Consider the following 12,948-nt stretch of genomic DNA (forward strand, 5'->3'; position numbering starts at 1 on the left):
GCTTGGCCGGACGCGGCTGCCGCGGTTTGTCGGCAGCCGCGTCCGGCGGTTGATGGGGTGTTGGAGGTTATGGGAGTTGGCGTACGCCGAGGGCGTCGTAGACCATCCGCGGTCCGCTGTTTGTGGTGATGGTGATCGTGTTCTCGCCCGCTTTGAGGTGGCGGCGGGCCGTGTCACGTTCATACAAGGCGCTGACCCGAAATGTTCGGGTCAGCGCCTTGCCCGGACTCGAGTTCCGCGATGAGAGCCGCAAGCATGACGGCTTCCGCGTCACCTACCGACCGTTTATGGCCACCTCGAGCAGGTCAATCGTTGACCCGTTTGCCCCGCCATCAAAGACCAACTTGACGTACTGGGCTTGCGCGCTCAATGAGTACTGGTTATAGAACCCGAACCAAGCGGTGCCTGTGGGGCCGTTGATCGTACTGACGTCATTCCAGCTCACGCCGTCGGCGCTGCTTTGGATCTTGATCGTCTTGGGCGTGTTGAGATACTTCTGATTCAGTGAGTTGAAGTTTATGTTGATATTCGAAATCTCGGACTTCGTCGGAAGCTTGAACTGGATCCAGGACTCTTCGTTCGCTGCTGCCGACCACTTCGAACCATCAAAGTGAATTGCGTCGATCGTCTTCCCGTCGGTAAGATTCTCCACTGCATCTTGCTGATGACTGGCGGTAACTTCAGCAGTTTTCGCAAGGTTGCGGTACGGCAAGAGGTCCAGGAAGACCCTGTTGGTCGTGAAGCTTTTACCGTCAAGAGTCACGTCTGCCCAAACGACGCCTCTCGTGGGCACCGCGACGTCCGGCGTGATGATCTTGTTGTGTTTGAAGGTAAACGTATCTACTTCCTTGATGGCGATCGGCTTGTATTTATCGCCGCCGGCCAGATCGACGATACCGCCATGCCATCTGATCTGTGCCGCGTCCAACCCGATGGCGCCGCCCTTGGCCGACATGCCCGCTATCTCGTACCGGAGCCCATCGGTCAGGCCGAACTCGCCGTAAGCCTCTTTTCCTTCGACCAGCACGGATGCACCGGTCATGTCCTCGCCGACATAAATGACGCCGCCCTTGACCCTGACCTTCAACGCATCTTCTTTGGTTACGCCCTCATGAGTGCCTCTTACGGTAATGCTCGTCATGCCATCGGATACCGGAGCCACGATTCCTGTAGTACGAACGTCCGCTACCTCAGGGTTTGCACTGGTGTAGGTGACCGCCGAAAGTTTTGCCTTCAGTGCGGGGAACGTCATGTATCCGTCGGCATTGACCTTCAGTATCGCGGGCGCCAACCGCTCACCACTCGCGACGACGTTGGTCAGCTTATACTTCCGTGCCGGGTTGTCCGTCACTATCTTGATGATAGTATCGATCGAATCTTCCTGGACATTGGCGAGGTTGATTGTCAGGCGGTCGCCCTGCTGGCTGAAGGACGTGACCGGGATGTCTCTGTTCAGCCACGTCACCGATGTCACCCGATCGTTGACCGGCCGAATGGTCAATGACTTCTCGGCAATTGCGTCGAAGCCCTTCTTGCCGTCTGGGCCCTTCATGACATGGAGATAGATATTGTTGTCCCTGGAGGTTGCGTAACCCCACTGCGGGCCGGTCGTGCTGTTCGGGAAGGCGAACTTCTCGTAGTTTCCTCTCCCGTCGTCCTCGTAACCGTAGCCGGACAGGAAGTATGGCGTCGTGCCGGTCGTTGACTCGTGCCTCTCCGGCCTACCCTCCGGGGCGAACCAGCTGGCCAGGCCCTCTCTTGCATCAATGAATTCCTGCACTCCCATCGGGTACCTTGTGGCAATTTCCTCGGGAGAGTTCCAGTTGGGCCCTCGGCTGTCGATAACCGACTGATCATTGTTGTCGACGTAGCCTCGCCCCGCATTCATGATCATTTCCTTGGAGACCAGTCTGAAGTCATCGCGCTGGCCATAGTACGGGGACTGCTGATTCTTGGTGCGAATCATCTTCCACGGTTCCATGGTGGCGCGCTTGACCAGGTGATTCGGTCCTGCGTTCGCATAGATACCGGATGCTTCCGCAGTCCTCAGATCCGGGTCGCCGTACTCTGCGCCCCAGGCATTCGAATCAACGATGATCTCATCGCTGTAATCGCGCACGAGACTGTACATCACGTCATAGTTGGCATTAGGCATTGCCTGCGGGCCGTCAAAATAGAGGTATGCCGGAGTGTAGCGCAGAATCAGATCCTCCACATTCTGCATGAACACATCAGTGGAGTAATGCCTCAGACCGCCGCCCTCGGTTGCATAGTACAGGCCGAACTTCATGCCGTAACGCTTCACTGCCAGCTCGAACTGCTTTAGTCCGTCTACTACCTTGCCGTTTTCATCTTTCGGAAAGTACTCATGCCGGATATGCTGTGGATCTGCAAACTTGGACGGCCAGAAATAATTCTGTTGTAGCGATTCAACCGACACCAACGAGTGCCCTTGACGCTTCGCTCTCGCTGCCCATCGATCGGCCGAGAAGTTCGGATCCACGAAATAGTTGTAAGTTGGGGTGGCATGGGTCAGCGCGCCGACCCGGCCTTCCTCGAACCACTTGTTCGGGCGTTCCTTCACCGTGACAGTGAAGGCTTTTGACGCGCTGTTCCCCTCGCTGTCAGTAACCTGAACGGTGAAGTCATAGTCGCCCGGTTTGGTGTTGACGCTGATGATGCCCTTGGTGCTGTTGGGATCAACTTTCCCGTCGACCAGTCCATCCGCGATGGTGCCGTCAGCGTTCAGCTCCAGGCCATCAGGCAACCTACCGTCGACGATCTTCCACGTGTAACCTGGCGCGCCGCCGCTGGCCATGAACTGGAAGGCCGAAGCAGCAACGCCATGCTTGTTGGTGGTTACCGACTTGTTCCAGACGTACGGCCATTCCCGGTATCCGATCGGCATGTTGTTCTTCGGAATCGGGGCCTTGGTCGCATCGTCAGTCGACAGGCCTTGCGAAACGATCTCCAAGGACTGGGACGGCCCGGTAACGGAATTCGCTAGACCGCTCATCCTGTTGCCGTACTGATCCGCCACTCTCCCGTAGAACCCAAGATAGGCCACATGTTGATCCGAGGCGACCGGCACACCGTTTGAATTCACGTCCTCCGTGTACGTGTGCTTGATCTGGATCATCAATTTGTTCCAGCCCTGGTGCAACTGGACTGCTTGCTTTGTCAGGTCCTTCTGCACTTCCACGGGCGTACTCGGAGGCGTCGTACACCGGTCGTTCACATAAATTCGGTACGACCCGCTGGCCCCGACGTTGAAATAGGCCTGCTGCTCTACCGGGCTGTAGACGTACGTGTGTGCGTACACGTACTTGTTTCTCGTGTCGACGCCCTTCTTGACCGCATAGTATCCGTAGAGATCCTGATAATCGTCGTAGTTCCGATTATAGATGCGGTCGTCGAAGTATTCCCATTCCCGGCCTTCGCCACCGAAGCTCAACTGCTCACCGATCTTCGGGGCAATCTCTGCCTTCCCGTCGGCCGGCACCGGTCTGTCGTACACCTCTATTTCTGAAATTCCGGTGATCGACGGGTACGGCACACGCCCCTTGTCGATCTCAATCTTCATCTCGAGCACATTCTTCAACCCGGACTGCAGGGAATACACAGTGGGCGCGGACGGGCTGGCGGAGGTGCTGTCAACCCTTCCAGACTCTACTCTGCTTCCGTCCTCGAGAGTGAATGTGAGGTGATACCAGTTGTTGACGTGCCGCGAGTCGCCCCACTGTGCGATTCGCACCTCATTGATGGGGATGGGCTCGCTCCATCGGAGGTTCACCCATGGGCTGGAATCGTTCTGCGTCACCCACTGGCTCCTGGTGCTTCCATCGACCAGATATGAAACGGGATTCACTGCAAGAGTCGATGATGACGCTGCTATCTCTGATGCCCGGGGCGCGTAATTTACGAGCTCTCCGACTTCGCATTCATATATCTTGTCGACCACGGGTGAATCGAACGGACCCGACACCAGCCACGAGTTAATGAACGAAGCGTTCCCCGCCGCCTGCTGTGCGTATGCCGTCGTCCTGGGTAGGCCGAACAGCAGAGATGCGCCGATCATTGCGGCGATACCCACCAGCGGTGTGATCTTTGTGCGTCTCTTTCTCACTATCCAACTCCTTCTCCTGCCACCGACTCTTCGTTGAGTCGTTGCTCACGGAATTCGACGTATGCAGACTTCGTCATGAGCGATCAATGGGCCGGTGGATGTAGTGATCGTGATGTCGTCCGCGGTGAGACCGGCAGCGTCACGTCGAACGTGGACGGGTGGTAGGCGCGGTACGGATCGGGCTCAGAGCGAATCCGCGCGTGCTGGTGTCTGCCTGCCCACCATCGCTATCCGACTGCTGTCAGTCGCTGGCAGCGCACTGGTCAGCGGAGGAGCGTCATTCGACGCGGCCACCGTGACGGTGGCGTTGCCGAAGGTGTTCGCCGCCGGGTAACTGACAGCGTGACGCCCCGGCCCGCCAGCGCCGAGCGTGAGCGCAGCACACCACGGCCGGCCAGTCCGGTTGACCTACATCCTGGTGGAACCGCCGACCTGCGCCGTCGGTTCCTTACCGTTCGCCGGGGTCTGTGCCGGGGGTGGGGGACTGGCGCCTTCGGTCTGGCCGTTTTCGAAGTAGGCGGCGACGGTCGGTTCGACCGGAGGGACGTCGACGGCTTGACCGCCGTGTCGTAGGGAGATGGTTGCCGCGTGTCCCGCCGCGACCGCCTCACGCGCCGCGACGGGGGAGGTGATGGTGGCTCCGCCTTCGCGGATGAACTGCACGAATTCCTGTACCAGCAGTGGGTCGGCGCCGCCGTGGGTGCCCTGCGGGGTGTGGACGGGCACCGTGAGGTCCGCGTCCGCCCGGTAGTCCGAGCGGCGGTTCCAGACCTTGATGACCGCTCCTTCGCCGTCGCCGAAGTTTTCCAGCCGTCCTTCGGTCCCGATGACCGTGTAGTTGCGCCAGTAGTCCGGGGTGAAGTGGCACTGCTGATAGCTGGCGAAGACGTCGTTGTCCAGCCGCATGTGCATCATGCTGAGGTCCTCGACGTCGATGACCGGGTTCAGGTCGCGCTGGCTGAGCGGCGGCCAGTTGTCCGGAGAGATCCAGTCCGTCATCCGTTCTCCGGCCCGGTCTCGGCGCGAGGTGATGTCCCCGTAGACGACCAGGCCGCCCATGGCGTTCACCCGCCGGGTGTAGCCCTGGCTGAGCCAGTGGATGACGTCGATGTCGTGGGCACCCTTTTGCAGCAGGAGGCTGGTGGTGTTACGCCGGTCGGCGTGCCAGTCCTTGAAGTAGAAGTCTCCGCCGTGGCCGACGAAGTGCCGGCACCAGATCGCCTTGACCTGGCCGATCGCCCCTTTGACGATCAGGTCGCGCATGGCGACGACGACGGGCATATGCCGCATGTTGTGCCCGACGTACAGCCGTGTGCCATGGGTGCGGGCGGCGGCCAGGAGCCGGTCACACCCCTCCGCGGTGATCGCGAGGGGTTTCTCCAGGAAGACCGGGATCCCGGCCCGGAGGAAGTCGAGACCGATCGGCTCGTGGGTGTGGTCCGGGGTCAGCACGAACACGCCGTCGAGGTCGGCGTGCAGGAGTTCCCGATGGTCGTTTGCAAGGATCAGGTCCTCGCCGAAGCGGTCTCGGGCTCCCGACAACGCCCGCGGGTCCCGGTCGCAACAGGCGACCAGCCGTGAGCCCAATCCCGGCTGGTGGGCGAGGCCGGCGAGATCACTGCGTACGCCCAGGCCGACCACGCCGAGCTTGATGTCGTCCATTCCAGGGTTCCTCCGCTCTTCGCTGGTGATGTCCGTGTTCAGCAGATCGTGGTTGGGCCGGCTAGCCTTTGCTGCCGGTGAAGGCGATGCCCTGGATGAAGTGCCGCTGCAAGAGGACGAAAGCCACGATCATCGGGGCGGTCGCCAGGGCCGAACCCGCCATGAGGATCGAGTAGTCGGTGAAGTGCTCGCCCTGCAGCGTGGCCAGGCCGGCCGAGAGCGGCATCTTGGCCGGGTCAGTGGTGACGACGAGCGGATACATGAGGTCGTTCCACGACCAGAGCGCCGTGAGGATCGTCAGGGCCAGCAGGCCGGGCCGGGCCAGGGGAAGCGCGACGTGCCAGAACACCTGCAGCGGGTTGGCGCCGTCCAGGCGGGCCGCCTCCTCCATGTCGCGCGGCAACGCGAGGAAGAACTGCCGGAGCAGGAAGGTGCCGAACGCGCTGAACATTCCCGGCACGATGAGGCCCGGCAGGGTGTTCACCCAGCCGAGGTTCTGGACGATGACGTACTGCGGGATCAGGAACAGTTGGCTCGGCACCATCAGCACCGACAGAAACAGGCCGAACAGCAGGTTGTTGCCGCGGAATCGCAGGCGGGCGAACGCATATGCCGCCAGGGAGCAGAACACCAGCTGGGCCAGGGTCCGTCCGGCCGTCATGAGTACCGTGTTGCCGAACATCTGCCCGAAGGGCAGCAGGTCGAACACCTGGCTGTAGTTGGACCACTGCCAGCGGTGCGGCAGGAACGTCGGCGGCACGCGGGTCGTCTCGCTGAACGTCTTCAACGACGTGAGCAGTTGCCAGACAAACGGTCCGACCATCACGACCGCGCCGATGATAAGCACGATATGGGTCGCCACCCTGCCCGCGTGACGCATCGGGCGCCGGCCGGGCATCGTGCCGTCAGCCATAGTGGACCCACCTCTTCTGGAGCCGGAACTGGATGAACGTCATCACGACGATGAACCCGAGCAGGACGAACGCGATCGCCGCGCCGAAGCCGAGGTCGTGTTCCACGAATGCTTTCTGGTAGAAGAGGTAGGAGATGGTGCGGACCCGCGGCAAGGCCGGGTTTCCGCTGGCCCCGGCCGGTGTGTTCATCATCATGTAGGCGAGGTCGAACATCTGCAGCGAGTTGATCACGGTCAGGACGGTCGCGAAGAAGATGCTCGGGCTGAGCAGGGGTACGGTGATGCGGAGGAACGTCCGGGCTGCACCGGAGCCGTCGATCGCGGCGGCCTCGTAATACTCAGCCGGGATGCCCTGCAGACCGGCCAGGAAGATGACCAGGTTGTAGCCGAGCGACATCCAGATGCCGATCGCGGCCAGCGCGTACAGCGTGACGGACGGGTCGGCGGCCCAGTGCATCCCGTGTACCCCGACCATGGAGAGTAGGTAGTTGATCAGGCCGTAGTCCCCGTTGTACATCCACCGCCACAGCATCGCGACGGCGACGGGCATGGTGACCACCGGCAAGAAGTACAACGCCCGATACACCGACCGGCCCCGCAGCTCGCGCTGGTTCAGCAGCGCCGCGACCAGGATCGCGAGTGGGATTCCCGCCAGTTGTATGGCGGTGTAGACCAGGGTGTTGACGACGGCCTGAACGACCGACGGTTCGTCCACCAGAGTCTGGTAGTTGGCCGTCCCGATCCAGGTCTGCCCGCCGAAGGGTCCCGACTTGGTGAAGCTGTAGTAGAACATCTGGGCGATCGGCCAGAGGTAGAAGACCGCGAGGCCGATCGTCATGGGCGCGATCATGAGGTACGCCCACCCCTGCTCGGACCCCCCAGGGGGGCGGCGCCGGATGGCGCGCCCCCCTGGCTTGCTCCCGGAGTCTCGTGCCGGGCGCGGCGCGGCGACGGTGTCCGCAGCCGACATCACTGTTCCTTCTGCAGCGCCGCGTTCATCATCGCCGCCAACTCCTTGGCGGCGACCGCGATGTCCTTCTCCCCGGACCAGGCCGGCCCCAGGATCTCGCCCTCCTTGGACTGCCACGCGCTGGTGTTCTTCGACGTCGGGAACGGCACCGCGTAGGCGAGCTCATCCAGGTACGACTGCAGGTGGTACTGGGGCATGGACTTGACCCAGTCCTCCTGCGTGCCGGTGAAGGCGGGGATGACGGTGCCCGTCTTCGCCTGGATGTCGGCGGCTTCCTTCGAGCCCAGGTACGCGAGGAACTTCATCGCCTCCTTCGGGTGTTTGGTCTTCGCGTACGCGACGTTGGCCAAGCCGTGGATCACCACGGCCCGCTTCTGCCCCTGCGGCAGGACGGTGACGTCGATGTCGTTCTTGATGTTGTCATCCTTCGCGAACGCCACCGCGTTCCATGACCCCGCGTAGTACATGGCGAGCTTGCCGGACTGGAACATCTGGGCGGGGAAGGTGTCGGTCATCGACTTCAGGGACGGGGAGACCTTGGCCTTCATCAGGTCGGTCCAGAACCGCAACCCTTCGATGGCAGCTGGCTGGTCGTAGCCCGAGGTCTTCCCGTCGGGGGAGATGACGTATCCGCCGGCCTGGAAGATGGTGTCGTAGTAGTTCTCCTGGCCGAACGCGGGAGCCGCGATCCCGTAGACGCCCTTGGACTCGTTGGTCAGCTTGCGCGCGGCGTCGGCCACGTTCTGCCAGGTCCAGGTCTCGTCCGGGTACTTGATCCCGGCGGCGTCGAAGAGCTTCTTGTTGTACCAGAGGCCGATGGTGTCGAAGTCCTTCGGGATGCCGTACTGCTTGCCCTCATAGCTGTAGATGCGGGTCAGCGCCTCCGGGTAGTTGGCAAGATCGACCCCGTTGCTCTTCAGGTCGTCCAACGGCAGCAGCACCCCGTTGGAGGCGTAGAACTGGGCGTTCGGGCCGTTCATCCAGAACACGTCCGGCGCGCTGCCGGCGGTCGCGTCGGCCTGCATCTTCGTCCAGAAATCCGCGCTCGGGGTGAGCTGGATGGTGACCCTGATGTTCGGGTTCGCCGTCTGGAACTTGTCGACGATCTGCTGCATGGCCGGCTGCTGGTTCTTGTCCCAGATGCGGTAGCTGAGCTCCACCTTCTCGTTGCCGGGCGAATCCCCGCCACCGCAGGCCGTCGCGCTGAGCAGCAGCCCGAGGCCCACGGCCGCGACCAACGACCTCCGGCGCACCCCGCCCCGCTCCCGGTCTGACCAGCTGCCTGTCTTACTACGCATACAAGCACCTCTTCTGATTCTCAGGATTCCGTGATGTATCAGATTCTTCTGGAGTCGCTAAACGTGTGCGCGCTCCCGCAGGCCTGATCTCGGGCCGCCTGGCCAACGCAGGTCGTGAGCGGCTCGGGGGAGCATCCCGTGGGTCACCTCGAGTGGGACGAGTATGGATCCGGTGAGGCATTGCGTCAACCCTCATGGATCTGATTTACTCGGCGAATCGACCGGATAGGTCAGAAGTATCTTGGTTCCGTGCCGGACCCGGCACGGGCAGCCCGGCGCGGATGGGGGAGAGCGGTGACCGGACCAGACCTGCCGTCACTTGGTGCGCAACAGTCGACTGCGACGGGTGGTTATCGCCCCGGTTACGAGATCGCTGCGGAGCGGATCCTCGAGTACATCGTCAGAGAACGTCTCCAGCCGGGTGCTCGCCTCCCCACCGAGCGGGACCTGGCGGAGGCCGTGCAGATGAGCCGGACGGTCGTCAGGGAAGCGGTCAAGATTCTCTCCGCTCTCGGGCGGATTTCCGTCCAGAAGGGGCGTGGCATCTACGTCGCCGAGCCGGACGGCGCCCTGTGGCGGGAGTCGTTCTCCCAGTTCCTGCCGGCCGACCTGAACCAGGTGGACGAGATGTTCGAGTTCCGTCGTTTCGCGGAGGTCGCCACCTCGCGCATGGCGGCGCAGCGGGCCACCCCCACCCAGGTGAAGGCGTTACGCGAAGCGGCACAGCAGACGGCGGATGCGGCAGCCCGCAACGACATCGAGGAGTTCAGCCGGACCGACGAGATGTTCCATGGCGCGGTCGGCGCCGCAGCGTCCAACATGTTCTTCTCCGCAAGCGTGGATGCCGTGCAACGGCTCCAGCGGCAGGTCTGCGCGATCGGGCTGGCGGGAGTCGCGGGCGGGCCAACCGTTGCGGCCGCAAGGCAGCACCTGGCAATCGCCGAGGCGATCGCAGTCGGTGACGAAGCGCAGGCCGCGATGCTGATGGCCGAGCACATCGACACGACATTGCAACAGTTCAAGCAGGAGATCCGCCACCGCCTCTTCTCCTTCTGACGGTGCCTCCCGGTGGCCACGACTCTTCCCGATGCGAAGGACAGCATGCGAATCACTGATGTGACCCTGGACCTGGTGGACCTGCCGGCCCAACCGCCCTTTCGATGGCGCGCCGGGCTGCCCGGCTCGGAGGGACCGGCAGTCGGCGGCATCCTGCGTATCCACACCGACGACGGCCTGACCGGCGAAGCGCACACGCCGCGCGGACTCATCGTGGCCGACCTGGTGAAGCGCCGTATCCGTGATGACCTGATCGGACACGATCCGCTGTGGCGGGAACTCCTGTGGCATCGCCTGTGGGAGCTGGACCGGATCGAAGAGCTCCCGATCTATGCCCTTGGGCTGGTCGACATCGCGCTGTGGGACCTGGCCGGGAAGGCAGCCGGCCTCCCCGTTCATCAGCTCCTCGGCACCTACCGTGACGCCATTCCCGCTTACGCCAGCACGGTGACGTTCTCCTGTGTGGAGGAGTACCTCGACGTCGCCGACCAGTGCCTGGCGGCGGGTTACCCCGCGATCAAGCTGCACGCCTGGGGCGACGCCCGCGCGGACGCGGAACTGTGCCAGAAGCTACGGGCACACGTCGGCGACGACGTCCCCCTGATGTACGACGGCTCCGCAGGCTTCGACCTCACCGACGCCCTCTACCTCGGGAGGGCCCTGTCGGAGGCCCGATACACCTGGTACGAGGAACCGATGCGCGAGTTCAGCGTGACCGCCTACCGCCGGCTCGCCGAACGCGTCGATGTTCCTTTGCTGGTCGCCGAAACCTCCGATGGCGCGCACATGAACGTCGCGGACTTCATCGCCGCAGGCGCGGCCGGCTACGTGCGGACCAGCGCGCAGTACAAGGGCGGCATCACCGGCGCCATGCGGATCGCGCACCTCGCCGACAGCTTCCAGCTCCGCGCGGAGGTCCACGGATCGGGCATCGTCAACGCACATCTGTGCATGGCCATCTCCAACACCTCGTACTACGAGTCCCTCGTCTACAGCAATCCGGTGGTCCGTGAGGCGGCGGTCGGCCCGGACGGGATGGTGCGAGCGCCCGTCGCGCCCGGCATCGGATACGAGTGAGGTGCCCGCCAGGCGGCGGCCGCCCCGGAGGGGATGCCGTGAGCCACTCCCACCGGCTACGACTACCGGTCCTGCCGTCGTGCTGACCAGACGTGGGATCATCGCCCGGATCGCCCGCAAAGGGATTGAGTCGTCGAAACGGTTGGGCCGGCACCGCCACGTCATCGAACGGTGCCTGGAGTGGGTCTCCCGAGTTCGCAGACTGGCCCGCCGCTACGAACGCAAGGCCGACCACTTCGCAGCGTTCACCCGCCTGGCCTGAGCTGTCATCTGCTACCGCCGCGCCGCCCGACTCGACCCGGGCCGAAGCTTGGCCGGACGCGGCTGCCGATACTGAGCGTGTTCTGGTTACCGTTAATCGGGAGCGATCCCCCCATGGCGGGGAGGTAGTTGGCCCGGTAGAAGTTGTTGTTCCTGGTCACCTGGTCATAGTTGGAGTCGGACCACCCGATGCCACCCCAGCTGATCCGCGACTGGGCGTCCCACGTGTTGGACGACGGGTTGGAGGCCTCGGTGATGAAGCCGTCCTTGGAGTTGAGCTGACGGTAGACGCCGTTGACCAGGTGTGCGAAACCCTGCCCTCCCCAGCCGTTCCAGGACGCCTCCTCCAGTCCGTCGTACGAGGTGTTCCTGATGCCGGTGGTGTTGTACACGGTGGCCAGTCGGGTGGCGATCTCGTCGATGATCGGCAGGTCGCCTCTCGCTCCGCCGTACTGGTTCTGGGCGATCCGGGTGGCGCTGGTCCCGATGGCGTAGGAGCCGGCGGTGGACCGCCACTGCCCACGGCCGAGGCCGGTGAACTGCCATTCGGTGGCGCTGAGCTGGGTCACGCCGGAGAACGTGACGAACTCGGTGCCGATCCGCAGCCGACGACCGAGGACATAGTCGCCGCCGCCCGAGTCGCCATCGGCGTACAGGGTCGTGTCCGTCGCGGCGAGGGCGCGGGTCAGCTTCACCGTCTTGCCCACCGTGATCCGCGTGTCGGCCGGCGACGGCACGAGGTAGGGGTCGTTGGGGGCGATGAAGTTGGAAAGTGTGTGCACGCCGACCCGAACCCCGTTCGCGGCGGCTGTGGTCACCATCTGGGTCGCCGCTGCGTCCGAACCGCCGAAGTTGCTGTTGAACTGGTAGTGCCCGGTCGACACCCATGGCCCGGCGGCGCCCTGCACGGAGTAGACGTTCTTGATCCCCGCCTGCTGGGCGAATTTCACGGCGGAGGCGAGGTTTCCGGAACTGAGGTCGTGCAGCGTCAGGAACGACTGCCGGGTCGCCTGGGCGACCTTCTGCCATTGCCCGTTGATGGTCGGGTAGGGCAGGCCCTGATCCTGGGCGACCTGGCTGAGCACGCTGAGCACGAGGTTCGGTGAGCTGCCGAACAAGGCCAGCTTCGACCCGACGATCTGACCTTCGGATCCCGACAGCGGGCCGGTCGGGATCTGGCTGTCCCGTATCCGGACCTTGCTGTAGTCGTAGGTGTAGGCGCGCAGGATGCTGCCCCACGTCGTCTTGGCTGCGGCACTCCAGTCGTTCTGCGTGCCTGCCGCGCCGTACGGGTTGGCTCGGACGTCCGAACCGAACCCGTACGAGTTGAACTCCCTGGGCCAGGCGCCGACGGTCTTGTCGTTGAGCGGGCGCCACCCGAACCGGAAGGCGTCGTTACCGACGACACCGACATCCTCACCGACCGTCTGGGTGATGTTCGTCGGCAGCGGGCCCCACAGCAGCGTCTGCACATCCACACCCGGCGCGGGGTCCAACCCGACCACCTCGAGCGTGGAGTACGTCGGGAGCTTGACGACCTTGACATCGATCGTCGCCTTGTCAGTGTGGAACGTGAACACCTTGT

8 protein-coding genes and 1 pseudogene are annotated in these 12,948 nt (G+C 63.3%); 3 read left to right on the forward strand and 6 right to left on the reverse strand.

All coding sequences use genetic code 11. The features are described from left to right. Positions 1–274: 274 nt before the first annotated feature. The 5 genes from AB0I41_RS21795 to AB0I41_RS21815 form a co-directional block, all read right to left on the reverse strand. Positions 275–4,126, reverse strand: coding sequence for a discoidin domain-containing protein (locus AB0I41_RS21795; RefSeq protein ID WP_357110391.1), 3,852 nt, complete (start codon positions 4,124–4,126; stop codon positions 275–277). Positions 4,127–4,534: 408 nt separating this feature from the next. Further along, a complete protein-coding gene (locus AB0I41_RS21800; protein ID WP_357110394.1) occupies positions 4,535–5,788 on the reverse strand; it encodes a Gfo/Idh/MocA family oxidoreductase in 1,254 nt (417 codons plus the stop codon). A gap of 61 nt (positions 5,789–5,849) precedes the next feature. Further along, positions 5,850–6,701 carry a carbohydrate ABC transporter permease gene (locus tag AB0I41_RS21805; RefSeq protein WP_357110397.1) on the reverse strand — a complete coding sequence of 284 codons (852 nt, stop codon included), beginning with the start codon at positions 6,699–6,701 and terminating at the stop codon, positions 5,850–5,852. After that, positions 6,694–7,539: a sugar ABC transporter permease gene (locus tag AB0I41_RS21810; RefSeq protein WP_357110400.1), complete on the reverse strand. Its 846-nt coding sequence runs from the start codon at positions 7,537–7,539 to the stop codon at positions 6,694–6,696. The genes AB0I41_RS21805 and AB0I41_RS21810 overlap by 8 nt, the downstream gene beginning before the upstream one ends. 131 nt (positions 7,540–7,670) lie before the next feature. Next, positions 7,671–8,969 (reverse strand): sugar ABC transporter substrate-binding protein, encoded by a 1,299-nt coding sequence (locus tag AB0I41_RS21815; protein WP_357110403.1) that lies wholly within the window; start codon positions 8,967–8,969, stop codon positions 7,671–7,673. Positions 8,970–9,263: 294 nt separating this feature from the next. On the opposite strand from AB0I41_RS21815, the gene AB0I41_RS21820 reads away from it, so the two are divergent. From AB0I41_RS21820 to AB0I41_RS21830, 3 genes and pseudogenes are all read left to right on the forward strand, one after another. Further along, on the forward strand, positions 9,264–10,025 hold the full coding sequence (locus AB0I41_RS21820) for an FCD domain-containing protein (protein WP_357110406.1): 762 nt from the start codon (positions 9,264–9,266) through the stop codon (positions 10,023–10,025). Between the two features lie 45 nt (positions 10,026–10,070). Further along, positions 10,071–11,102, forward strand: a complete 1,032-nt coding sequence (locus AB0I41_RS21825; RefSeq protein WP_357110409.1) for an enolase C-terminal domain-like protein — start codon at positions 10,071–10,073, stop codon at positions 11,100–11,102. An 88-nt stretch (positions 11,103–11,190) separates the two neighbouring features. Continuing rightward, positions 11,191–11,364, forward strand: a pseudogene (locus tag AB0I41_RS21830) (IS5/IS1182 family transposase); the annotation flags it as partial. Positions 11,365–11,368: 4 nt separating this feature from the next. Here AB0I41_RS21830 and AB0I41_RS21835 read toward each other — a convergent pair. After that, on the reverse strand, positions 11,369–12,948 hold a 1,580-nt coding region (locus tag AB0I41_RS21835), incomplete at its 5' end, for a hypothetical protein (protein ID WP_357110412.1).

The organism is Micromonospora sp. NPDC050200, assembly GCF_040656135.1.
Taxonomy (GTDB): Bacteria; Actinomycetota; Actinomycetes; order Mycobacteriales; family Micromonosporaceae; genus Micromonospora.